General features: G+C 58.4%; 18 protein-coding genes. 12 read left to right on the top strand and 6 right to left on the bottom strand.

Annotation, left to right across the window (positions count from 1 at the left end; translation table 11 throughout):
• Nucleotides 1-104 precede the first annotated feature (104 nt).
• From G437_RS0103160 to G437_RS0103145, 4 genes are all read left to right on the top strand, one after another.
• Nucleotides 105-4,502, top strand: coding sequence for an acyl-CoA dehydratase activase-related protein (locus tag G437_RS0103160; RefSeq protein ID WP_024331146.1), 4,398 nt, complete (start codon nt 105-107; stop codon nt 4,500-4,502).
• Between the two features lie 77 nt (nt 4,503-4,579).
• Nucleotides 4,580-4,843: a GntR family transcriptional regulator gene (locus tag G437_RS10500; protein ID WP_051141870.1), complete on the top strand. Its 264-nt coding sequence runs from the start codon at nt 4,580-4,582 to the stop codon at nt 4,841-4,843.
• A 320-nt stretch (nt 4,844-5,163) separates the two neighbouring features.
• Nucleotides 5,164-6,075: an ABC transporter ATP-binding protein gene (locus G437_RS0103150; RefSeq protein ID WP_024331145.1), complete on the top strand. Its 912-nt coding sequence runs from the start codon at nt 5,164-5,166 to the stop codon at nt 6,073-6,075.
• On the top strand, nt 6,072-7,307 hold the full coding sequence (locus G437_RS0103145; protein WP_024331144.1) for an ABC transporter permease: 1,236 nt from the start codon (nt 6,072-6,074) through the stop codon (nt 7,305-7,307). Before G437_RS0103150 ends, G437_RS0103145 begins: the two co-directional genes overlap by 4 nt.
• Nucleotides 7,308-7,379: 72 nt before the next feature.
• On the opposite strand, the gene G437_RS0103140 is transcribed toward G437_RS0103145, so the two are convergent.
• Nucleotides 7,380-8,567 (bottom strand): acetate/propionate family kinase, encoded by a 1,188-nt coding sequence (locus tag G437_RS0103140; RefSeq protein ID WP_024331143.1) that lies wholly within the window; start codon nt 8,565-8,567, stop codon nt 7,380-7,382.
• 28 nt (nt 8,568-8,595) lie between these two features.
• A complete protein-coding gene (pta, locus tag G437_RS10495) occupies nt 8,596-10,065 on the bottom strand; it encodes a phosphate acetyltransferase (protein ID WP_024331142.1) in 1,470 nt (489 codons plus the stop codon).
• A gap of 179 nt (nt 10,066-10,244) precedes the next feature.
• On the opposite strand from pta, the gene G437_RS0103130 reads away from it, so the two are divergent.
• Genes G437_RS0103130 through guaA form a run of 3 tightly spaced genes read left to right on the top strand, consistent with a single transcriptional unit; the run spans nt 10,245 to nt 14,324 of the window.
• Nucleotides 10,245-11,678 carry an MFS transporter gene (locus G437_RS0103130; protein WP_024331141.1) on the top strand — a complete coding sequence of 478 codons (1,434 nt, stop codon included), beginning with the start codon at nt 10,245-10,247 and terminating at the stop codon, nt 11,676-11,678.
• Nucleotides 11,679-11,687: 9 nt separating this feature from the next.
• Nucleotides 11,688-12,698, top strand: coding sequence for a LacI family DNA-binding transcriptional regulator (locus G437_RS0103125; RefSeq protein WP_024331140.1), 1,011 nt, complete (start codon nt 11,688-11,690; stop codon nt 12,696-12,698).
• 48 nt (nt 12,699-12,746) lie between these two features.
• Nucleotides 12,747-14,324 (top strand): glutamine-hydrolyzing GMP synthase, encoded by a 1,578-nt coding sequence (guaA, locus tag G437_RS0103120; protein ID WP_024331139.1) that lies wholly within the window; start codon nt 12,747-12,749, stop codon nt 14,322-14,324.
• A gap of 58 nt (nt 14,325-14,382) precedes the next feature.
• On the opposite strand, the gene G437_RS0103115 is transcribed toward guaA, so the two are convergent.
• Both G437_RS0103115 and G437_RS0103110 read right to left on the bottom strand, forming a co-directional pair.
• On the bottom strand, nt 14,383-15,558 hold the full coding sequence (locus G437_RS0103115) for an MFS transporter (RefSeq protein WP_024331138.1): 1,176 nt from the start codon (nt 15,556-15,558) through the stop codon (nt 14,383-14,385).
• Nucleotides 15,558-15,989, bottom strand: a complete 432-nt coding sequence (locus G437_RS0103110) for a universal stress protein (RefSeq protein WP_024331137.1) — start codon at nt 15,987-15,989, stop codon at nt 15,558-15,560. The genes G437_RS0103115 and G437_RS0103110 overlap by 1 nt, the downstream gene beginning before the upstream one ends.
• A 140-nt stretch (nt 15,990-16,129) precedes the next feature.
• On the opposite strand from G437_RS0103110, the gene G437_RS0103105 reads away from it, so the two are divergent.
• The 4 genes from G437_RS0103105 (at nt 16,130) to G437_RS0103090 (ending at nt 20,518) form a co-directional block, all read left to right on the top strand.
• Entirely contained in the window at nt 16,130-17,008 is an 879-nt protein-coding gene (locus G437_RS0103105; protein WP_024331136.1) for a LysR family transcriptional regulator, read from the top strand.
• A 4-nt stretch (nt 17,009-17,012) separates the two neighbouring features.
• The gene (locus G437_RS0103100) at nt 17,013-18,005 is read left to right on the top strand and encodes a TatD family hydrolase (RefSeq protein WP_024331135.1); all 993 of its coding nucleotides are present in this window, start codon (nt 17,013-17,015) and stop codon (nt 18,003-18,005) included.
• A 122-nt stretch (nt 18,006-18,127) separates the two neighbouring features.
• On the top strand, nt 18,128-19,267 hold the full coding sequence (locus tag G437_RS11600) for a resuscitation-promoting factor (RefSeq protein ID WP_024331134.1): 1,140 nt from the start codon (nt 18,128-18,130) through the stop codon (nt 19,265-19,267).
• Nucleotides 19,268-19,276: 9 nt separating this feature from the next.
• Complete coding sequence (locus G437_RS0103090) at nt 19,277-20,518, top strand: aggregation-promoting factor C-terminal-like domain-containing protein (protein ID WP_024331133.1); 1,242 nt, start codon at nt 19,277-19,279, stop codon at nt 20,516-20,518.
• Here the strand turns inward: G437_RS0103090 and G437_RS0103085 are convergent.
• Entirely contained in the window at nt 20,505-21,515 is a 1,011-nt protein-coding gene (locus G437_RS0103085) for a polysaccharide biosynthesis protein (RefSeq protein ID WP_231782345.1), read from the bottom strand. The genes G437_RS0103090 and G437_RS0103085 overlap by 14 nt on opposite strands.
• 166 nt (nt 21,516-21,681) lie before the next feature.
• Between G437_RS0103085 and G437_RS0103080 the strand changes: the two genes are divergently transcribed.
• Nucleotides 21,682-22,692 (top strand): DUF6270 domain-containing protein, encoded by a 1,011-nt coding sequence (locus tag G437_RS0103080; RefSeq protein ID WP_024331131.1) that lies wholly within the window; start codon nt 21,682-21,684, stop codon nt 22,690-22,692.
• On the opposite strand, the gene G437_RS10880 is transcribed toward G437_RS0103080, so the two are convergent.
• A complete protein-coding gene (locus G437_RS10880) occupies nt 22,669-23,934 on the bottom strand; it encodes a glycosyltransferase family 4 protein (RefSeq protein WP_024331130.1) in 1,266 nt (421 codons plus the stop codon). The two genes, G437_RS0103080 and G437_RS10880, sit on opposite strands and share 24 nt — an antisense overlap.
• Nucleotides 23,935-23,988: the final 54 nt, after the last annotated feature.

Raw genomic sequence — 23,988 nt, 5'->3', positions numbered from 1 at the left:
ACAGCAACAGTGCAGGTGTGGGCTCTTTTGAAAGAAGTAATTTCAACATGGTGGAAATTACTTGACTTTCAGTTTAGTCTGCATCGTGCACGGGAAGGGAAAAAATGAGCAAGCTAGTTCGCGTTGGTGTAGATGTCGGATCGACTACCGTGAAGGCGGTGGTGTTGGATCAGGAAGGGACCCAGCTCTTCGCTGACTATAGGCGACATAACGCCGACGTGCGCAGGGAACTCCTCCGATTGCTTGAAGACGTTAGCACGGATTTGCCCGGCGTTGATGCGCAACTGGCGGTCACCGGCTCAGGTGGGTTGAGCGTCGCTGAGGCAATGAATGTTCCTTTCGTGCAAGAGGTAATTGCCGAGACAGAAGCCACTCGGCGTTTTCATCCCGACACCGACGTGATTATTGAATTGGGGGGCGAGGACGCGAAGCTCACGTATTTGCACCCCACTCCGGAACAGCGGATGAACGGAACCTGCGCCGGGGGAACGGGAGCATTTATCGACCAGATGGCGACACTGCTCGGTACGGATGCTGCCGGTTTAAATACTTTGGCTGGGCAGGCGAGCACCGAATACCCTATTGCTTCGCGGTGTGGCGTGTTCGCCAAGACCGACCTGCAGCCTCTGCTCAACCAGGGGGCGGCCCACTCAGATTTGGCCGCTTCGGTTTTTACTGCAGTTGCTACCCAAACTATTGCGGGTTTGGCTTGTGGGCGGCCTATTCGCGGCAATGTGATGATGCTGGGCGGGCCACTGCACTTTATGCCTAACCTGCGCGAGGCATACCGCAAGCTTTTGCCAGACGTAGAAAAATTCACCACTCCCACTGACGCGCAACTGTATGTAGCCCTGGGGGCGGCCCTGCTGGCTCCCGGTGGACCTGCCAATGCCAACGCGGCCCTTCCCGAGCCTTTGACCGATCTGATAGCCCGCCTCAAGGATGCCCCGGTTGGAGGGGAATCCGCCCTGATGCGCCCGCTCTTCAAGGATGCGGCCGAGCGGTCAGAATTTGACCGTAGGCACGGCCAGGAAGTGATCGAATCGATTCCCACCGCTCAGGCTGCCGGGCGGTGTTGGCTGGGTATAGACGCGGGTTCTACCACCATCAAAGCGGTGGTAATTGATTCTAAGGACCGCATTGTTTTTACCCACTATGCTTCGAACGAGGGCGATCCTGTAAAGGCGGCGGTGCAGATTGTGCGCAACGTGCGCGCTGCGCTGCCCGCCGGGACAGTAATTGGGCGCGCCTGCTCGACCGGATACGGGGAGGGCCTGGTGAAGGCCGCCCTGACCCTTGAAGAGGGCGAAGTCGAGACTATGGCCCATTTCAAGGCCGCGAATTACATAAATCCCGGTGTTACCTCGGTGGTGGATATTGGCGGCCAGGATATGAAGTTCGTGAAGATCCGCGACGGGGTAGTGGATTCAATCAGCGTCAATGAGGCCTGCTCTTCCGGGTGTGGTTCCTTCCTACAGACTTTCGCTGCCACTATGGGCAAAGATGTGCGCGAGTTTGCCCGTGCTGCTGTGGAATCGAAGGCGCCGGTCGACCTGGGCACCCGCTGCACGGTGTTTATGAATTCTTCGGTGAAGCAGGCCCAAAAAGAGGGCGCAGATGTGGGGGCAATTGCCGCGGGGCTCTCCTACTCAGTGGTGCGCAACGCCCTCTACAAGGTAATCAAACTGAAAGACGCCGACGACTTGGGCGAAAAGGTAGTAGTGCAGGGCGGTACTTTCTTGAACGACGCGGTTTTGCGCGCCTTCGAGCTACTAACTGGCCGCCACGTCATTAGACCCAACATTGCTGGGCTCATGGGGGCCTACGGGGCCGCCCTCATAGCTAAAGAACACGACAGTGGCCAGGGCGAATCGACCTTGGCGCAGGTGGAAGACCTAGAGGGATTCAAGGTCGAGACTTCGCGCAAGACTTGCCGGCTGTGCCAGAACCATTGCAACATGACGATATCCACCTTTTCCAACGGGGAACGCCACGTGTCGGGGAACCGTTGCGAGCGGGGAGCGTCACTGCAAAAGCGGCCCAAGAAGTCTGATTTGCCGAACCTATACGAATGGAAGTACAAACGGATTTTTGGCTATCGCCGCCTTACCGAAAAGAAGGCCCATCGCGGTGACATCGGGGTACCCAGGGTGCTGGGTATGTACGAGGACTATCCGCTGTGGTTTACGATTTTGACCTCGCTTGGATTCCGAGTAATGATTTCGGGGCGCTCCTCCCACGATCTATTCGAACGCGGTATGGACTCGATTCCCTCGGAAAACGTTTGTTATCCGGCCAAGCTCACTCACGGGCACATTGAGCAACTGCTTAGCAAGGGCGTAAAGACCATCTTTTACCCCTGCGTGAACTACACCTCTGTGAAGGCGGGGCGGGCTGACAATTGCTTCAACTGCCCAATTGTGGCCACCTATCCCGAGGTTCTGGCTGGGAATATGGAATCGCTTGAGGCGGACGGCGTGCGGTTTCTTTTCCCGTTTGTGAACCTGCGCGATCCCGCGAAGGTCGAGCAGATGCTGGTGGAAACCTTCGCAGATTGGAACGTGACGTTGCCTGAAGCTAAAGCTGCAGTTGCTGCTGGTTTTGAAGAGCTCGAGGCAGTGCGCGCCGAGATCCGCGAGAAGGGAACAGAAACACTCGAGTGGATGCGTTCGCACGGGGTGCGTGGGATTGTGCTAGCAGGCCGTCCCTACCACCTGGATCCAGAGATCAACCACGGCATTCCCGAAGTTATTAACGGCCTAGGGATGGCTGTACTCACCGAGGATTCCATAGCTGATGCTCGGCTGGAGCGTCCCCTGCGCGTGGTCGACCAATGGTCGTACCACTCGCGCCTCTATGAGGCTGGCGCCCGTGTCGGAGACGAGCCTGACCTGCAGCTTGTGCAGCTTACCAGCTTCGGGTGCGGGTTGGATGCGATCACCTCTGAACAGGTCCAGGAAATTCTGGAGGGACGCGGTGATGTATACACCCAGCTGAAGATTGATGAGGTGTCCAACCTGGGGGCGGCTAAGATTCGTCTGCGCTCTCTGGATGCTGCTTCGAAAGAACGGGCTGTGCGATCCGCCAGCGTGGACACCTTCCGACACAAGTCGGGCGGGCACGTCTACCAGAATGCCGTCTTCACTAAAGAGATGCGCGAGGCCGGCTATCAGATCCTGGTGCCGCAGATGGCGCCTATTCAGTTCCGGCTGGCAGAGCCGGTGTTCCGCCGGGCTGGTTTGAATGTGAAACTGTTGGAGCACACTGACACTGACACGGTCGAGACAGGCCTGAAGTATGTGAACAACGATTCCTGCTATCCCGCGATCGTGGTTATTGGCCAGCTCATAGACCAGTTTGTCTCTGGAAAGGCCGATCCGGAGCGGACTGTGGTTGCCATCTCGCAGACCGGGGGCATGTGCAGAGCGACTAACTATGCGGCCTTGCTGCGGAAGGGGCTTCGCGACGCCGGTTTTCCGCAGGTGCCGGTTTTGGCCGCTTCGTTGCAAGAGGTCGAAACCCACCCGGGATTTGAGTTGGACAAGAAAACCCTGCATAGGGTGGTGCAGGCGATAACCCTGGGGGATGCGATTCAGCGCATGCTATTGCGCGTTCGCCCCTATGAGCTGCGGCCGGGATCGGCTATGTCGCTGTACCGCAAGTGGGATGCGCTCGCCCGCGAGTGGTTTGCCACTTCGAAGGCATCTGGGCTGGGTAAGTGCTCGTTCCGCCATCTGGTGAGTGAATGCGTGCGGGCATTTGACGAGCTTGCTCTGGCGGATATTCCGCGCAAGCCGCGGGTGGGGATAGTTGGCGAGATCTTGGTGAAGTTCCACCCTGACGCTAACAACCATGCGGTGCGGGTTATCGAGGACGAAGGCTGCGAGGCGGTGCTTCCGGGGCTGCTGCAGTTTTTCGAATATTCAGCTGCCGACTATGACTGGAAGCGGCAGGTTATGGGAGACTCGTTGAAATCGACCTGGGGCAAGAAGCTCGCACTGAAGGTGCTCGAGATGTATCAGGCGCCGGTGCGCAAGGCTTTTGCCAAGACGCGTGGTAAATTTACTTCCCCCACTCCGATCATGCAGATGGCCGCCAAATCTACGGATATTGCCTCGATGGGCAACCAGGCCGGGGAGGGATGGTATCTGGTTTCTGAAATGGTCGATATGATCGAACACGGGTGCCCGAACATCATCTGTGTGCAGCCCTTCGCCTGCTTGCCCAACCACGTGGTTGGCAAGGGAATGTTTAGGCCGTTGCGCAAACGCTATCCGCAGGCCAACCTGGTGGGTATTGATTACGACCCCGGTGCGTCTGCGGTAAACCAGCTAAATCGCATCAAGTTGATGATCGCAGCTGCGCACATGGCCGATGGCTCTTTGGATTTTTCCGGTGTGCCGCAAGATGAGGTGCCGGCAGCTCCCGCCTGTGGCGGCTGCGCGGGGGGCGCTCCGAAACGGGGGCCGGTTTCGCTTGGCATGCCTACGGTTCGCAAATAATAGTGCTCGTACCTGTTGGCGCCTTCCCACCTATGTGGGGCATTAGTTAAGTAATGCACCAGTAGGCGGGAGGGGCAATGGCGAACCCATTTAGCGGCCCTGGGCCCATCTACCGGCAGATCGCAGAATCGACTAAGAGTCAGATTGTTGCACGCGCCTTAGTTGTGGGGGACAAGCTGATGTCCACCACCGAGTACGCCTCTACCTACCGCATCGACCCGGCAACTGCGCAGAAGGCATTTGCCGAATTGGCCCGGCAAGGGTTGGTCGAAAAACGTCGCGGTATCGGCATGTTCGTGGCGGCCGGTGCCTTCGACAAGTTAGTAAGCGGGATTCGCTAGACTTACGAGGACGAGGTCTTACTTCCTGCTCTAAAGCGCGGGGGCCATGGCGGCAGCGATCTTCGTGGCGCTCACGGCCATCGCTTTTGCCCTGAAACAGTTTCTGCGCCCTCGCCTGTGAAGAAGGCGGCCGGTGTTGCCGGCAGGAATCCGCCATGAAAACATTAATTAGTGCATAAAAGCAGGTAGATATCGGCCGGTTGATAACCTCGAGATGATAAATAATAATTGTGAGCTAAAGCATCTTTTAAACATGTGAATACTCCCCAGCGGTTTTGGGCTGCCGCCGAGCCGCTACAGGACCCCAACATAGGAAAGAAATGAACGATCTAGAGTTCTCCCACTTGTCGAAAACCTTCGGCCACATAAAAGCTCTCGACGACGTAAGTTTTACGGTTGGCGAGGGCGAATTATTCGGTTTCGTCGGAGCAAACGGCGCCGGAAAAACCACCACTATGCGTATTGCCATGGGGCTCATTGACCCGGAACGAGGGCAGGTGGCGTTGGGCGGGGAGCCGCTCAACCAGAGACGACGCACCCAGATAGGTTACATGCCGGAAGAGCGCGGCCTTTACCCCAAAATGAAAGTGGGTGCCCAGCTGGAATACCTGGCGCGCCTACACGGAATGTCCGCCGCTGAGGCCCACGAGGCTCAGGAACGCTGGACAGAAAGGCTCGGGGTTGCATCCCGTCGCGGGGACGAGGTTGAAAAGCTCTCGCTCGGCAACCAACAGCGGGTGCAACTCGCCTCCGCTTTGTTGTTCAACCCCAGGGCAATGATTTTGGACGAGCCCTTTTCGGGGCTAGATCCGGTGGCAGTGGACGCGATGAGCGAAGCCATGCGCGAGTATGCCGCTCGAGGGGTACCGGTGCTGTTCTCTAGCCACCAGCTCGACCTAGTGGAACGGGTGTGCGACCGCATTGGAATTATTTCCTCCGGAAAGCTCGTGGCTACGGGCACTGTGGAAGAGTTGCGAGCAACTGAAGATCCGCTAACTAGGGTGAGGGCCTCTGAAAGCGCCTGGGCTGCAGCTAAGCAGGCGGCAGACGGCCTGGAAGTGGCGGACTCTGACGGGGGAGGCACCATTCGCTTCACCTCCCCAGAGCAAAAACGGCAGGTGCTGCGTGCAGCCATAGAAGCAGGGGACGTTTACGACTTTGCCGACATAGAGCTGCCCCTAGCCGAAATCTTCCGCGAAACCGTATCCAAAACCCAGGAGGCAGGCAAATGAACCAGGTGCTGCAGATTGCCAAGCGTGAAATCATCCAGCGAGGGCTAAACAAAGCTACAGTAATAACCACCATTTTGATCGCCCTCGTCTTTGGCGTTGGAGGTACGGTTGCCGCCAAATTCTTGGGGCAAGAAGCTGAGCCCGAGAAGATTGCGGTCACCGCCGACACCCAAGAAATAGGCAGTGCGCTCAAAGCCGTTTCTAAACAAATGGCCTCCTCCGGGGCGGGGGTGCTAGCAAACGACTCGGTGGCAAAGCGGGTTCCCTCAGCCGAGGTCGCCAAGAAGCAAGTTAAAGACGGCACCGCCGACTACGCCCTCGTCAAAGTGGGCGACCAAGTTCAGCTGCTGTCCAACGGGCCTGCCTCACTGTCGCTTTCTACCACAGTACGGCAGGTTGTCGCCTCGGCCGAACTGGGCAAATACGTGCAGGACATCGGCGGGAACGTGAACGAATTAAACGAGCGGGTAAACAATGTCCAGTTCAAAACCGTTGACCTATCTGAAGATAGCGATGACGATTCCGGTGCCACAGATCATCTCACCGGTTACTTCGTTTCGCTGGTTGCCCTACTGTTGCTATTTATGATCATTTTGACCGCCGGCCAGGTGGTTGCGCTCGGAGTGGTAGAAGAAAAGTCCTCAAGAATAGTTGAGGTGCTCTTGGGGGCGGTGAGCCCCTCGAGGCTGCTGCTCGGCAAAGTCTTAGGTGTGGCCGTGATGGCGTTGGCGCAGCTGGTAATAATGGGCAGCGGGGCTATTGTCGGGGGGATGGCGCTAATCAAGGCAGTGGACATCCAGCTGGATGTGGCCGGCATATCCGGTTGGGTCGTGGCATGGATGGTTTTGGGCTTTGCCACCTATATTTTCCTCTACGCTGGTGTGGGCGCCATGGTTACCCGCAGCGAAGATATGGGCACTGCGCTCATGCCGCTGCTGCTGTGGCAAATGGTGGTCCTGTACGTCACGTTGTTCGTGGCAATGAACAATCCCACCTCTACTCTGGTGCGGGTGCTCTCGTTCATTCCGGGGGCCAGCTGCTATGCCATGCCCGTGCGCATCGCCTGGGGTGTGGCTCCCACCTGGGAAATCCTAGTTGCCATTGTGCTCAACCTGGTGGCCCTACCCCTGCTGATCTGGGTCGGAGGGCGAGCCTACAGGCGCGGCGTTATGAACACCGGGGGCAAGCTCTCGTTCCGGCAGGCATTTGGTAGACAAGCCGTGAAAGCCTAGGGCAAGGCGGCATTAATAGATCCGGCCTCCCGCCGCGGAAAAGGTGGGAGGCCGGATCTTATATACGCTCAGTTACTTTTGCGCGATCTCCATAACCTGTTGGGCAATGGATAGTTCTTCGTTGGTGGGAACAACCATTACGGTGATCTTGGATTCCGGAGTCGAGATGGTGCGCGGGTCGTCGCCGCGGACCTTGTTGGCTTCCTGATCCAGTTCGATGCCCATGAATGCTAGCCGCTCGCACAGCTCGCGGCGGATGTCGACATCATTCTCGCCAACGCCGGCGGTGAACGTAATAACGTCCAGTCCGCCCATTACAGCGTAATAGCGGCCGATGTAGGAGACCAGCCGGTGCAGGTACACGTCGAGGGCGGCTCGGGCCTTCTGATTGCCTTCGTCCGCTAGGTCGCGCACGGTGCGCATGTCGTTGTCGCCACACAGGCCGAGCAGGCCGGACTTCTTGTTGAACAGCGTATCCAGCTCGTCGGTGGACATGCCCGCCTGGCGGGAAAGGTGGAACACAACTGCCGGGTCGATGTCGCCGGTGCGGGTACCCATAACTAGCCCCTCGAGCGGGGTCAGCCCCATGGAGGTATCTACGGCCTTGCCGTTTACAACTGCCGAGGCCGAAGCACCGTTGCCCAGGTGCAACACAATCTGCTTCAGATCGTTCCGGCCCAGAATCTCGCTGACTCGGCCCGAGACGAAACGGTGCGAGGTGCCGTGGGCGCCATAGCGGCGGATCTCGTACTTTTCGGCAACGTCTTGGTCAATAGCGTAGGTGGAGGCCTCCGCCGGCAGCGTCTGGAAGAAGGCGGTGTCGAAAACTACTACGTGGGGCACGTCGGGCAGCAGCTTCTTAGCTACGTCGATACCGGCCAAGTTGGCGGGGTTGTGCAGCGGTGCCAGCGGGCACAACTCTTCGATCTTCTGGCGAACCTCGTCAGTAACCAAAGCCGGTCCGTCGAAGTACTTGCCACCTTGAACTACGCGGTGACCAACACCCACGACGTTGGCATCGGCAATGGAGGGGCCGACCTCGTCGAAGAGGCGCAGAATCTCGGAAAGGCCGAAACCGTGGTCCGCGATAGGCTCGTTCACATCGGTAGTCTGCCCGTTGTACTTGTGGGCAATGTGGGCTTCCTTCTCGCCGATCCTTTCGCACAGGCCCTTGGCATGTACTTCCCCGGTGTCGGGATCGAGTAGCTGGTACTTGATCGAGGACGAACCGGAGTTAATTACTAGAACGGTGCGTGCCATAGAGCACTTCTCCTTTTATCTGTAGGGATTACTTTTCCTGCGCCTGGATGGCGGTGAGGATAACGGTGTTCACAATGTCGTCTACGGTTGCTCCGCGGGACAGGTCGTTTACAGGCTTCTTCATACCCTGCAAGATCGGTCCAATTGCGGTGGCCCCAGCCGTGCGCTGGACCGCCTTGTACGTGCAGTTGCCCTGGTCCAGGTTGACGAACACAAACACGTTCGCCTGCCCCGCTACGGGGGAGCCGGGGCGCTTCTTAGCCGCAACTGTCGGATCGAAGGCAGCGTCGAACTGCAACGGTCCGTCGACAACTAATTCGGGGTGGGAATCCTTGATTTTAGCCATGGCCTCTTTGACCTTGTCCACGGTTGGGCCCTTGCCCGAATCGCCGGTGGAGTAGGAAATGAGGGCGACCTTCGGGTCCATCCCGAAGTTCTTTGCGGTATCGGCGGAAGCGGCAGCGATGTCGACAAGCTGATCCGAAGTGGGGTCGATAGTTACCGCGCAGTCGGCGTATAGCTGCACGCGATCTTCGAGAAGAACAAAGAAAGACCCGGACACTGTAGAAGTGCCGGGCTTAGTCTTGATGATCTGCAGAGCGGGGCGAATGGTTTCGGCCGTTGTATGGACGGCGCCGGAAACCATGCCGTCGGCCTCGCCGGCAGCAATCATCAAAGTGCCAAAGTAAGAAACGTCTGCCAACATCGACTTGGCTTTTTCGAGGTCGACGCCCTTGTGCTTGCGAGCTTCGTACAGAATCTGGGCGTAGCGGTCAATGCGCTCCGGATCTTTGGGGGAAACGATCTGGGCGGCTGAAATGTCGAGGCCTTCTTTGTCCGCGGCAGCCTTGATGTCTGCTTCCTCGCCCAGTAGAACCAGGTTGGCAGTGCCCATTTCGAGGACGGTAGCGGCGGCTTGGAGTACCCGCAGATCGTCGGGCTCGGGCAGGACGATGGTGCGCAGCTGCGACTTGGCCTGCTTGATGAAGCCAGCCTTAAAAGCGCCGGGGGTGACTACCCCAGAGCCGGCAGTTTGGGTAAGAGCGGCAAGCTTTTCGGCCAATTCGTCGGATATGTCGGTGCTCTGGGCGGCAAACACGTTTTCCGAGGCGGGAGCCTGGCCGCCGACGTAGAGGGTTCCGGCTACGGAAGCGTGCGAGTCTTCGACGACTTTGCGGGCCGCTGCGATTGCCCCTTCGGGATTCTTAGTCTTAGAACCATCTACCACGAGCAGGACGGTCGCAGAATCGTCAGCGGCGACGCCCGCCTGGGTGGCCAGCAGTGACAGGCCCGAGTAGGAGGTGGCAACAGTGCCGTCAACTACCTTTGCGTCAGCTAGAGCAGGAATTGCCTTTGCGCGCAAGGACTTGGCTTGCAGGAACCATTCCCCCTCGGCGTAGGGGCGGGCTGGGGTAGAGTTTAGTTTCTGGGCGATCTTGTCAGCGATGGGGCTGACAGTAAACGACGTGTCAACGGGTAGCACGTGGATCCGAGTCATTACTTCTCCTCGTAGAGATTAGCTTCCAGTGCTAACTGTAACTGTTTCGGGAAGGCGCAGGAAAAAAATAGGACGCGCCTTTGGTCACTCATTTTGCGCTAATTTTTGCTTCGAAATAATCACTTTTGCGGACTGATTAGGTAATCTAATTGTATTGACAAACGGTGTGAGGAGTGGGAGTGGCTGAAAGAGCCAGTTTGGTACACCACATTGAGGAGCTAAAAGCGGACGCTGTTCGCGTAGGCCGACCCCGGGTGATGGCACAGTTTGTGCTGGTAATGATTACTGTCGGATGGATTATTTCGACCCTGGGGGCCTGCATGCCCCTGCTCAAATATTTCAACTACGCGGGTATTTCAGTATTTGAACAAGCGGCTTTAGTTACGAGCGCATTTTTGGCTGCCGCACCCGGGATTTACCTATCCCAGAATCTGGACGAGAAGGGGATCTCTTCGCGCAAGCTGGTGTCGCTAGCGATGGTTGTGGCAGCGTTAGCGCTCTTGCTAGCTGCGGTGCAGCCTACTTTTTGGGCCCTCGAGGGCGCAGTCGTGGTAGGTGGAGCAGCTTGCGGGGCGGCAGTTAGTGCGGCGGGCAAATATATTCGCCAAATTATGCCCTCCACCTTGCGCGGACGGTTTTACGTGATCGGCGATCTGGGGTTGCTGTCCGGAATTTTGCTGGGCCTGTCAATTACTGCCACCTGGGCGTGGCTGAACGAAATAGAAACAGTCGACATGCCTTCTTTTTTGTCCGGTCCTAGCCCGCTTTTCTTCTTTCCGGTACTGCCTGCCCTAGTGGGGGCGGGAGCTAGTTTTGTGGGCCCCGAATCGCCCGTGCTGCTCATCCGCCAACACAAAGGCGAGCAGGCGCTAGCCGCCCTCGTAAAGATCCGTTCTGGTTCTGCAGCGAGGATTGCCCGCGAATTTGGGCGCATGGAAATCCTGGCTTCGGTAACCGACGAGACTGTAGGCAGGCGCAAAGCGCAGTATTCCTCGCCGCGGCAAAAAATTATGACTCGGTCGGCGATCGTTGCCGCCTTTGGGCTGCATTCGACTGGGGCGGGCATTATTTTCTTGTTCGGAATCGCTATTTGTTCGTGGACGGGAACCTCTATGACCATCTCGGTGATCGTGGGCATGGGGGCTGTAGCCTGCGCCCTGTTCGGGCTGATCTTTAGGGTCTACGGATTCTTGCCCGAGTCTTTGGCGCTGGGTACCTCGCGGCGGCAGAGTCTGCTGGTGGGAGGGGTGACTTCGATAGTGGCTTTACTTGCGCTCGGGCTCACCTTCGCGGTGGTTGTTCCGCACTTTTGGGGGGCGTGGACGCTGGTAGCTGCGATCTTCTTTGCGCACACTCTGATTGTGATCATGGTGATGTTCCCCGCCTCAAATTCCCTGACCAGAGCGCATACTCCCGGGCCTGTGAGGGCGCGGGCCAATGCCACTTCGCTGGTAGTGTTAGGGCTGTCCTTGGGATTGTTTTTGCTGGTGGCGGACCATTTTGGGGCGGGGGTGGCGTTCTTTGCCATGGCGGCAGTAGATGCGCTGGCCACGGTTGGGGTGGCGCGCGTGGTGCCCCCACCTCCGCAGGTTTTAGGGCGGCGCGGCAGGTAGACTAAAACTATGCAGCCAACCCAACAAGACGTTGCTGACCTAGCAGGAGTTTCTAGGCAACTCGTATCCCTGGTAGTGCGTGGGGATAAACATGTCTCAGCTGCAAAACGCCGAGCCGTCCAAGAGGCCATGGCCACTTTGGGGTATCGACCCAACGCTGCTGCCCGGGCCCTAGTGGAGCGACGCACCCGCACAATCGGGCTCGTTACGCCCGGCTTTTCGAACCCCTTCTTCGGGGACCTTGCCGACGCCATCCGCGTTGCCGCATCTGAACGCAATCTGACCCCGCTCATCGGGTCGTCGGCTTCGGTCTTGGAAGTGGAACGCTCTGTAATTGACCGCTTTATCGAGATGGGTGCCGACGGGCTAATTTTGACCGGTTCGCTTCTGTCCCCCGAGGCTATTTTGAAAATTGGTGAGTTGGTGCCCGTCTGCCTACTCAACCGCCCTCCGGCTAAGGGAATGGTAGACGCGGTATTGTGCGACGACGCCAGGGGGGAGGCTCTTGCCACCGAGCATGCGGTTGAGGCCGGTTATAAGCACATCGTGTTTTTAGAGGACGAGGACGCCGACATCCCCCAAACTTCAGCTAATAGGCGCCAAAGCGGATTCTTGGCGGCTATGAAGAAAATGGGCAGGGCCGACGAGGCGGTAACCATTACCGTTACCGGGCGCGTCTCCGAGGCCGTGTTGCAGGCTTTCGACATTTTCAACTCCACCGATGTGGCATTTATTTGTCACAACGACCAGATAGCTTTCGAGGCTGCCGTCGAGATCATGTCCAGAGGCATGTCCTTAGGGGTAGACGTGGGGGTGACTGGCTACGACAACACGGCGTTGGCCTCGTTCTATTCGCTGGAGCTGACCTCGATAGATCAGGGGCTGGCGCGCATGGCGCGGGGGGCCGTGCAAATGATCGAATCGCGCCAGCGGGATCGCAAGGCACCAGGGCGTTCCGAAATGATCGAACCCACCCTGGTGGCCCGGCGCTCGACACGGCGTAGGCTATGGAAAAAGTAACTGGTGGGGGATGGTGCACGCGTGCCCGCGCCGGGCTAACATGTACCTGTGACTTCAAGTATTACTGAACGCCCCGTCCTGGTGGTTGATTTTGGAGCCCAGTATGCGCAGTTGATTGCGCGCAGGGTGCGCGAAGCTCGCGTCTATTCCGAGATCGTGCCGCACACTATGGATGCGGCGCACATGTTGGCTAAGAATCCGGCCGCGATTATTCTGTCTGGCGGGCCTTCTTCGGTGTACGCCGAGGGCGCCCCCAGTATTGATCCGGAAATCTTTTCTGCTGGCGTGCCCGTGCTCGGCATCTGCTATGGTTTCCAGACAATGGCCGCCAAACTTGGGGGCAAGGTCGGCAAGACCGGCACTCGCGAGTATGGCCATACTGAGGTTCGTCTCGAAGGTGACGGCGGCTTGCTGCTGGGGGGTACTCCGCAGGCGCAGGCCGTGTGGATGAGCCATGGCGACGCGGTGCAGCAGGCTCCCAAGGGCTTTACGGTTACCGCCTCTACTGCCGAGACCCCGGTGGCTGCCTTTGAAGATCGCGAACGCGGCCTGTACGGGGTGCAGTGGCACCCCGAGGTGCATCACAGCGAATTCGGGCAAAAGGCGCTTGAGCACTTCCTTTACGAGGGCGCCGGCTTGGCAGGGGATTGGACTTCTGCTTCCATTATTGACACCCAGGTGGAGAAGATCCGTGCCCAGGTTGGCGATGCGCAGGTCATCTGTGGGCTGTCGGGTGGGGTGGATTCCTCGGTTGCTGCGGCGTTGGTGCACAAGGCTATTGGCGACCAATTGACCTGTATTTTTGTAGACCACGGCTTGCTGCGTGCGGGCGAGCACGAACAGGTGGAACACGACTATGCGGCTTCGACTGGCATCAAGATCGTCACGGTTGACGAGTCCGAGCGTTTCCTTACTGCTCTGCAGGGCGTTTCTGATCCCGAAACCAAGCGCAAGATTATCGGTCGCGAGTTCATTCGCTCCTTTGAGGCAGCTCAGCTGGATTTGGTGCGCAAAGCGGGAGCCGAGGGCGCCCCAATCAAGTTTTTGGTACAGGGCACCTTGTACCCGGACGTAGTTGAGTCCGGCGGGGGCGAGGGGGCAGCTAACATCAAGTCGCACCACAATGTGGGGGGCTTGCCCGAGGATCTCAACTTCGAGTTGATCGAACCGTTGCGCACGTTGTTCAAAGACGAGGTACGCCAGATTGGTCTCACCTTAGGGGTACCCCAGAACATTGTGTGGCGTCAGCCGTTCCCGGGTCCTGGGCTGGGGATTCGCATTATTGGCGAGGTCACCAAGGAGCGTCTTCAGATCTTGCGTGCCGCCGACCTAATTGCTCGCGAGGAATTGACTAAGGCTGGCCTGGATCGGCAGATCTGGCAGTGCCCGGTGGTGCTGCTAGCAGATGTCCATTCGGTGGGGGTGCAAGGTGACGGACGCACTTACGGGCATCCGATCGTGCTGCGCCCGGTTTCTTCCGAGGACGCCATGACGGCAGACTGGACGAGGCTTCCCTACGACGTGCTGGCCCGCATAAGCACACGCATTACTAACGCGGTCCCCCAGGTGAACCGAGTGGTTTTGGATTGCACCTCCAAACCGCCCGGAACTATTGAGTGGGAGTAAAGGAGTGGGGCCTCCAGCCAGCTGGCTGGAGGCCCCCTTGTCACTGTGTGGATGCTAGCTAGATTTTGTGGGCTCTCTTGCCTGCCAGGTAGGCGCCCAGGGCTAGGGCGGCAATCGCTGTGACTGCCAGATATAGGCCGCGGTAGCCGAAGGTGGGGACCATCCACCCCAGAACTAGCGGGCAAACCCCGATGGCGGCATCCATGAACACGAAGTAGGTGGAGTTGGCAACGTCGAGTTGGCTATCCGGAGCATTTTTGATTGCCAAGGCCAACCCTGCTGGCTGGGAAGCGCCGATGCCAAAGCCCATGAGCGCAGCCGCTGCCAGCAGCAGGAATGAGTTGGTGGCTGCAGCTAGCACTGCTAGCCCGACCACCATGGCGCTGTAGCCGGGCACCATTACTGGAAGGTCTCCGCGGCGGTCGAACAGGCGCCCGGTGAGCGGGCGGGTGACGAACATGATTAGCGCGTAGATCACGAAGTAAATGCCGGCAGCTTCTACCAGACCTTGCTCTGCAGCAAAGGAATTGAGGTAGGTCAGCACCGCCCCGTAGCCAAAGTAGATTAGGGCGGTGACTGTAGAGATTGGCAGTGCGCTGGGTTCCACAAAGGTAGTAAAGGCTAGCTTTTTGGTGGTATTTTCGGCCTCGGTCGCACTGCGCAGTTTGGCTTGCTCGGGGCCCATGGCTAGCGCACAAAGGAGGGCAAGAACCGAAACTGCGGCACAAATCAAAAAGAGTGTGTTGAACCCTAGTATGTGCATTGCAACCGTCCCGATGAAGGGGCCGATGGCGGATCCGACGGTAATTGAGAGCATGAAGTAGCCGATGCCCTCGCCGTGGTGAGATATGGGGATGCGTGCGGTCACCAGTGATGTAACCGCGGTTTGGGAAATGCCGTAGGCCACCCCGTGCAGAGCCCTAATCAGTAGCAGTGCAAGCAGAGAATTCGTCACCAGGTAGGCTAGGCAGGAAAGCACCACCAGGGCCAGACCTGTCAGCAAGGTTCGCCGGCGCCCGAGCGTCTTCATAACGACCGGGCTCACGAAGCGGGCTAGCAGAGCCCCCAAAATGAAGATGCTGGCAGCAAACCCAGCGGCAGACACAGAGGCCGCGTAGGTTTCTTTAGCGTAGGTCGTTACCGACACGATAAGGACGTAGTACTGGATATAGACGAAAAAGTTGGCGAAGGTGCCGGCTAGAAAGTGTTTGGTGAATATTTTTGTGCCGGGCACTAGTTTTTGCTCCTGTATTTGGTGATCAAGACGTTTGCGCCGGCGGCTTCCACCACCGCGTGGGAGACCGAACCTAGATAGCCTTTGTAGCCGCCGGATCCGTGGCAGCCCATAACAATCAAGTCGCAGTGGTATTTGCCGGCAATGCGGACTATGGAATCGGCGGCTGTGGCGCCTTTGAAAATAACTACTTTGGTTTCTGCTTCTACTTTGGCGGCAACGGAATCGAGGTAGCGCCGGGCTTCTTCAGCTGCCTCCACCACCTCGGTAGTCAGCGAAGCTCCGCCCATGGCCGCAGTGCCCAGGGCAACCACGTGCAGCAAAATGAGGCGGGAGCTCGGGTTTTCTTTAGCTAGTTGGGTGGCCACCGAAACCGAGTGCTTCGAGGACGGGGAACCGTCGTAGGTGGCAAGGATGGAGTTGTACCACACGGGGAATACCTTTCTGGCAAAACAGTAAATATGTTTCTGGAAAACTGTTCATTCAATAGTGTCGTAGAGGCGGATATAATGGAAGCTCCATTCTGAAACACCGGCTATTATGGTTTGTTATAGTTAGCTTGGGGGTAGATGTGAGCTCCGATTCAACCCGCTATTTGGCCTTTGTCGCCGCTGCGGAACAGGGCTCTCTCTCGGGGGCGGCCAGGGAACTGGGGTACACGCCCTCGGGAATAATTCGCCTGGTCAACGCTCTGGAGGCGGAACTGTCCCTAGAGCTGTTGCGGCGTACTTCGAAGGGCATTACTTTGACCAGCGAGGGCGCAAAGCTGCTGCCGGCCGCTCGTCAGGTGGTGCGTGCGCACGCTTTGGCCAGCCAGCTCGCCTCCCGTCTGCGCGGTGTGGAAGTGGGTGAGATAACAGTTGGCACTAAACATTCGGCGGCAGCAATTTGGCTTCCGCGCATTGCCGTGGCTTTTGCTGAAAAGCATCCGGGCATTGACATGCGCGTTGAAGAGGGCGGTACTTCGCAGGTAGTTGCTCTTCTCGAACAGGGGCGCGTTGATTGTGCCCTGCTCACCTCGCGCGCCGAAGGATTTAGCTGGCTGGCCCTGCAGAATGTGGAGTTGGTGGCATGGTTGCCTCCCGGGCATCCTTACGCGCGGGCGAAGCGGGTGCCGGCGCAGGTTTTTGATGGGCAGCCTTTCGTGCGCACCCATTTGGAAACGGCCATGGACGCGGACCAGTACTTGAAAGATTGCGGGGTAGTCCCGGATGTGAAGCTGACGTCGGCGGATTCTTACACCACCTACCTGCTGGTGGAGGCCGGCTTGGGCGCCTCGCTGAATGTGGCCCCTATGGCGGCGGCTTGGACCGGGAAAGTGGCGGTAGTTCCCGTGGATCCTCCGTATCAGCTGCAGTTTGGGCTGGCTTATCCGAAGGGCCGAGTTTCGCCTGCTGCGGCTGAATTCATTGCCTGTTCGGAGCAGGTAAAGCGGCGTTGGCTAGAATAGGCCCATGGGTAAATCTAGGCGCAAACGAGGGTGGGCGCAGGCTCCTATTGCCTTGCCGTCGCCAGTAATCGACAACCACACACACCTGCCTTTGCACGAGGGCGAGATTCCCAATCCCGAGGGCGTGCGCGTGCCTAGGGAGCGGCAGGTTCAGTTGGCTAAGCAGGTAAATGTTGCTGGCATGATAACTTCCGGATGCGAGCTGCCCGAGCTAGAGCCTACTTTGGACCAGTTGGGGCAAAATCAGTGGGCCGCCCTGGCTATTCATCCGAACGAGGCCGCCCTCCATGCGGGGTTTGTAGAAAAGTCTCCAGATGGGCTCACCCATGAAAGGCAAGCCCACCACCAGGTTTCGCTTGAGGAGGCAATTGCCCGCGTGGGCCAGCTGTGCCGCGACCGGCGGGTAGTGGCGGTAGGCGAGACCGGCTTGGATTACTACCGCACTTCCGAGGCGGGCAAGCAGTATCAGTTGGAATCCTTTAGGGCACACATCGAATTGGCCAAGGAATTGGATTTGCCGTTGCAAATTCACGATCGCGAGGCTCACTCAGACACGATTGAAACCCTTCTTGACATGGGCGCCCCTGCCCGCACCGTGTTTCACTGCTACAGCGGGGACGAAGAAATGGCTCGGGTGCTCGCCGAAAATGGTTGGTATGCCTCGTTTTCGGGTACCCTTACCTACCCTGCCAATGAGCATCTGCGGCGAGCGCTCCTGGCGCTGCCCAGGGAGCTGGTTCTGGTGGAAACGGATGCTCCATATTTGACGGCTCAGGCGCATCGGGGCCAGCCTAACGCCTCCTATCTAATGCCGTTTACAGTGCGGCGGATCGCTGCACTGTGGGCTATTGCAGACGGGGTTGGGCCCACTCAAGACGACGACGCTCTTGGCAAGGCAATGGAGAAGTCTGAGCAGGTGTTGGCTGACGAATTGGCGCAAACTTGCCGGCAGCTGCTTGCCAACACGGTGCAGGTTTATTCGGTTTCTTTGGGGTAAATTTCCAGTTCAGCGGCTTTACGAGGGCGGGTTCACACCGTTATTTATAACTTTGCCATAGACTAAATGTCACGAAATGGTTACGATCGTATACGTTCGATAAACTTACTTGATAGGAACCTATGACTGACAGCAAAGTTTTTAAACGTGCAGCAGCTACCGCGGCAGTGGCTTCTTTGGCCGTTGTAGGTACGGCCGCCACCGCGGTAGCTATGGGCCACAAACAGGTACTTGTCGAGGTCGACGGCGTGTCCCGCCCGGTCTCTACCTGGGGCTCGAATGTGCACGAGGTGTTGGCTGACGCACAGGTTCCCGTTGGTAGGGCCGACTCGGTTAGCCCCGCCCGCGCCAGCGGAATATCCGCCGGGCAGCGAATTCAGATTCGCCGGGCCAAAGATTTCACTGTGGCCAAAGATTCGGGCGAGCAGCAAGTAAAGTCTGCCGCCCGCTCTATCTCGGACGTGTCGGCTACCCAGGGCAATGGGGCTGTAAGCGCTAAAAGGCCTTCCAATACTTCTGACCCGCTGCCGATTTCTGCCAAGAGTACCTCGGTTCTGATTCAGGATGGGGACGCTAAGAAGAAGGTTGCTGCCAAGGCTGGGCAGACCGTAGACCAGGTGCTCGCAGCTGCCAATGTGAAGGTGGCTCCTTTGGACCGTACCCAGGTGAGTGCTGGCCAGGATGGCCCCACCGTCACTGTTACGCGGGTGGGTCGCGGTACCGTGAGCAAGGACGAAGTAACCAAGAAGCATCCCACTAAGAAGGTCGAGGATGCGGATCTGCCCAAGGGCCAAACTAAGGTTACCCAGCAGGGGAAAGACGAGGTAGTGCAGAAGGTCAGCTACCAGGTTACCGAGAACGGCAAGGTAGTTCACGAAACCCCGCTCAGCACTAAGAAGACCCAGGAGCTAGTCGAAGAAGTTGTGCACGTGGGCACTAAGGAAGAAAAAGAGGCCGAGCGGGAAACTAGCTCGCACTCTGAAGAATCCTCAGCTCGCCCGGGCCGGGGCACCGGTTCGGCTCCCGCTGGAGTGTGGGCGCAGCTGGCGCAGTGCGAGTCGGGGGGCAACCCGGCTACCAATACCGGTAACGGTTTCTACGGCCTCTACCAGTTCACTGCCTCCACTTGGCACGCAATGGGTGGATCTGGCCTGCCTTCCGACGCTTCGGCCGCCGAGCAGACTATGAGGGCCCAGAAATTGCAACAGCAGGCCGGCTGGGGGCAGTGGCCCGGTTGTGCGGCATCTTTGGGATTGATGTAGGGGGAGTAAGTGGGTAAGCACTCTGCTAAGGCTTCAAAGGCCGAGGTTTTCTTTGGCAAGTCCTCTCCTTCGGTCCGCAGGCCGGCGATTCTGGCTTCCGCTGCGGCTCTGGCAGTTGTCGCTACTGCAGGCACAGCCGTGGCCTCCAGCTACCGGAACGTGTACGTGAGCGTGGATGGGGTAAAGCGCCCGGTGTCGATGTATTCGCAGTCGGTCTCGGATGCGTTGCGGGTTGCGGGGGTGAAGACTTCTCGCTTCGACAAGGTCACGCCGGCGAAGGAGGCTTCCCTAGAGGAAGGGCAGACGGTGTCGGTTACTTCGGCTAGGCCGGTGTCTTATTCGCGCGGATCTGACTCCACTCCGAAGCAGACCTTGGTGGCTGCACCTTCTACGGGGGATGCGGTAAAGGCGTTGGCTGCTACAGACGAAAAGGTGCAAGTGGCCGTTTCGCGCAGTGGTGGCTCCGGCAATGCGGTCCCGCTAGTTTCTAAGGACCAGCTCGTAACCGTCGAGGTCGACGGGAAAACTAAGAGCGTGCAGGCCCCTTCGGGCGCTGAGGCTGCAACGGTTCTGGCTAAGGCTGGCGTCAAAGTGAGCCCAATAGATCAGGTGCGTGCTACTTATTCGGACGGGAAGATGTCTGTAAAAGTCACTAGAGTTGAGCGCGGCACTCGTGTCCAAAATAAGCAAATCGATTTTAAGACTGAAGCTGAGCCCGACCCAGAAGCGTACGTCGGAACCAAAAAAGTCCTTCACAAGGGTAAAAAGGGAAATATTGCCTCCACCATTTACTTTGAGAAGCACGATGGCGAGGAAGTGCATTCTGTGAAGTTGAGCGAGCAAAAGACCGCTGAACCCGAAACAGAAGTCGTTAAGGTGGGAACTAAGCCTGCTCCTGAGGGCGTAGACGAGGACGTATTGCGTCGTGCCAGCGAGGGGCAGGCCAGCCCCGAGGATGCCCAGCGAATTGCAGCTTCCATGGTTTCTGAGCGCGGTTGGGGAGCCGACCAGACGGCATGTCTGATCAACCTGTGGAACAAAGAGTCGCACTGGAACGTGCATGCTGAAAATTCCAGCTCGGGCGCCTATGGGATTCCCCAGTCCCTGCCCGGGTCAAAGATGGCGTCGGCTGGTGAAGACTGGAGGACTAATCCGGCCACTCAGATCAAGTGGGGGCTTGGCTATATTGCGGGCCGCTATGGTGATCCCTGCGGGGCCTGGTCGCATTCTCAGTCGGTCAACTGGTACTGAGGCCGCTTAGCTGGTCTGGCAGAAGGGGCGGCACCTGGCACGAGAGCAAGTTGGGGCATGGGCCCGCAACCGGCTGTTCCGTGGGGGAAAATAGCTGTTCAGAAAGCTTTTCGCCCTCGCGCAAGCCGGTATATTCTACGGGCGCCTCCCGGCCAAGTATGTCCATGAGCGTGCGCGCCAGCTCCAAAACCCCGACCTGGTTACCCATGCGCATAGCTAGGACCTGCCCATCGCGGCCTAGGCGGGCCGCCTCGAGGAGTAAACTGCAGGCTTCCGAAATGGTCATTAGGTAGCGCTTCGCCTGCGGGTGCGTAATGGTTACGGGCCTCTCGCGAACGATCTGGTGGTATAGCGAATGCACCACAGAGCCTCGCGATGCTAGCAGGTTGCCAAACCTAACCGAGGCGTAGGCTTTGCCCTTTCCATAGGCGGCGGTGAGCCTTTCGGCCAGATACTTTGACTTTCCGAGCGCCGAGGACGGGGCTGCCGCCTTATCCGTGGAAATGTTTACCAGCCGCTCTGCATGCCGGCTTGCCTGCAAAACGTTGGCGGTGCCGAGCGTGTTGGTTTTGTAGGCCTCTGCGGGGAATTTTTCGAGTAGTGGCAGATGCTTGAGCGCGGCGGCGTGAAAAACGATTTGGGGCCTGTGGGCGGCAAAAATATTTTCCAGCGCATCTAAATCTCTAATGGAACAAAGCGCCAATTCGTCACTAGTCATGAGCGCTCGCCCTTCGAGCTGCAGCTGGAGGGCGTGCAGGGCAGATTCGTCGCGGTCGAGCAAGACTAATTCTTCTAGCTGGGCATGCCACAGCTGGCGTGCCAGTTCGGAACCTATAGACCCGCCGGCGCCGGTTACAAGTACTCTTTTGCCGCGCAAATAGGATAGGTCCGGCGCCTGCGAGCGGGCCCTACCAGTTAGTTTGGAAAGCTCTGCGTCTAAACGGCGAGCAATCTCAGGTGGCAGTCCGGCGGCGATCATGGCATCGATGATACCCAAAATGTGGGGCTCGCCCTCTATTATCGTGAAGTAGACAAGAGGAGGTCTTTTGCGCGAAGCAGCGCTACAACAGTTCTTAAGCAGCCACCCGCGGGCGTTGCCGGTCCACAATAGCCTGTACGCGCCAAAAAACGGGTGCGGTCCCTACAGCCACCTGCTAGGGCGGATGGGCCTGCAGGTGCGACTCGACGAGAAGGGCCGAGGCCACCTCAGGGGGCAGCTGCTCATGGGTGCCGGCCAAAAGGTGTTGCTCGGCTTGGCCACCCGCGGGCGCGCCGATCCAGTTGGGGGAATGGCCTATTCCCGCTCGGGTTTTTGGTACACCTACGTGCAGGCCGATCCCAGGGGGAACTTCCACGTGCGTTTTTCCTACGAGGGCGCTCGTGGGAAGCTAGTGCGACCATTTTTGGCCCAGTGGAAGGGCAACGAGCCCGTATTCGTGAACGTTTTTGCCCCGGCCTTACCGCAGCAGGTGGATGTGTTCGGATCTTGCGTCAGCCGCGACGCCTTCGAATATGCGGGGGCCGCGCAGCTGGGACACTACTTTGCCCGCTCCTCCGTGGCTTCAGCTTTCGACAGGGAGCCCTCCTACCTAGCCGGGTTAGATCTGTCGGCAAATCCTTCGCAGTTTCAACGCCGAGTTGTAGCGGACGATTTAGCTCGCAGCGCCCCCCAGGCGTTAGCCCACTCCACCTCCGGAGGAGTGTTAGTAGATTTTGCGGACGAACGCTTCCCACTGCTGTCTGGCAGGGGCGGTTACTTCACTTACTCCACTGAACTGAAACGAGCCGGGCTAAAAGCAAAAGATTACGCAATTACCAAATGGGCCTCAAAGCGGTATTGGCAGGCTTTCGCGCCCGCCTGGCAGCGCTTAGTGGCAGCAGCCCCCCTAGGGAAAGTGCTAGTAAATAGGGCCTTTTGGGCCCTGCGCGACACCAGCGGAGCATTGTTGCCCAACGGGAAAACCATCAGCTGGGCAAATAAGAATTTGGCAGCCACCTACGCCCTCGTGAAAAAACTAACCCCGTCGGTCACGTTCATCACCTACCCTGCGCACCTGCAAGTGGCCGACCCAAACCACAAGTGGGGAGCGGGGCCATACCACTACGTCCCAGGCTTCTACCGCCACCAGAACAAGCAGGTGCGGGCGGCGCTAAACCTTCCCCCGCTGCTTTAGAGGGCGAGTGGCCGCTGCCACGGCCTCCAAAAAGTTGCGCGTCTGCTGTGCAGAGGCAGCGTGCTGGCTAATCCAGGTGCGTCCGGCCCCGCCCACTTGCAGTTGGGCAGGATGCTCGTAGAGATCCTGCCACAGGTCGGCTAGTGCCAGGCCGTCGCCGGCGGGAACGGCACTGCCGGCTCGGGCAGCCGAGATTATTTTTGCCGACTCCCCGTTGGCGCTGACCGTCACATGAATTCCCCGGTACAGATCTTCAAAGAGCTTTGAGGGGACGGTAGAGCGCAAAGGCTCCCAGTCGCGCAACGTGACGAGTGCGGTGTGGGCCCACTCGAAGTGTTCCCCCAGTTCTTCCCGCCGCACCCGGGAAACGAATTCGACTGGTAGCTGCGCCTCTTTTGCGCGCCGGCGCAGCGTAGGCAGGTGGGCTCCGCCGCCAACCAAACGCAGCCTGACCGGAATTTGCCGACGCTGCAAGATGCGCAGGGCGTCAAAGGCAGTACCGAGCCCCTGGGCGCGTCCAATGTTGCCCGCGTAGAGGATTCGCAACTCCCCGGCCACCTGGCGGTTAGCCGCGATCACCGCGGGGGCGGCATCGAGCGTGTTGTACACGAGCCCCACGTGGGAGTGGGTGCGCTCGCGCAAAGAGGCGGCAAAATCAGCGGAAGTAACCGTAAGGGCCCCCGCTCGACGGATACACCGTCGCATAGCCACCTTGGTTACTCCGCCCAGGGCGGCCATGAGTTGGGCCCGTACTTTGGCAGGTACGCTCGTGGGGGTGTTGCCCTCGCCCAAATAATCCAAAAGATCGGGCCACGCATCGCGCAAGTCCACCAAAGTAGGTAGCCGAAAAATGTCGGCAAGTACTCGCTGGGCAAACAGGTTCGGCATCGGCGGCGCAGTGGAAATAAGCAGGCCGTAGCGATTTTTTAGGCAGAGCGAAAAAGCCTTTGCAAACGCTGAACACATGAATATGGCCTGGTCGCCAATACGGGAGGGCAAAGAAAAATCGTGTTCGCGAAACGCCGTACGGTAAATCCGGTAATGTGGCCCTCGGCGTTCAAATCCCCCCGGCTGATGCTGCGGGGCAGGGGAAATCAACTTGCCTCCGGGATAGTGCGGCGGCGAAGCCACGACCGTAATGTCGTGGCCAGCATCCAGCAGGCACTGGGTAAGTTTGCTTGCGCGCCGCTGGGAAATCCCGCTCTCGGGCTCCCACAGCTGCGACAGAATCAGTATTCGCATTTGGTCACAGGTAGGTGGGGAATCAAGAAAAACCTTCTTGAGCGTATTTTCTAT

Origin of the sequence: Winkia neuii subsp. neuii DSM 8576, assembly GCF_000420405.1 — a bacterium.
GTDB lineage: Bacteria > Actinomycetota > Actinomycetes > Actinomycetales > Actinomycetaceae > Winkia > Winkia neuii.
This window is presented reverse-complemented; position numbering and strand designations above follow the sequence as displayed.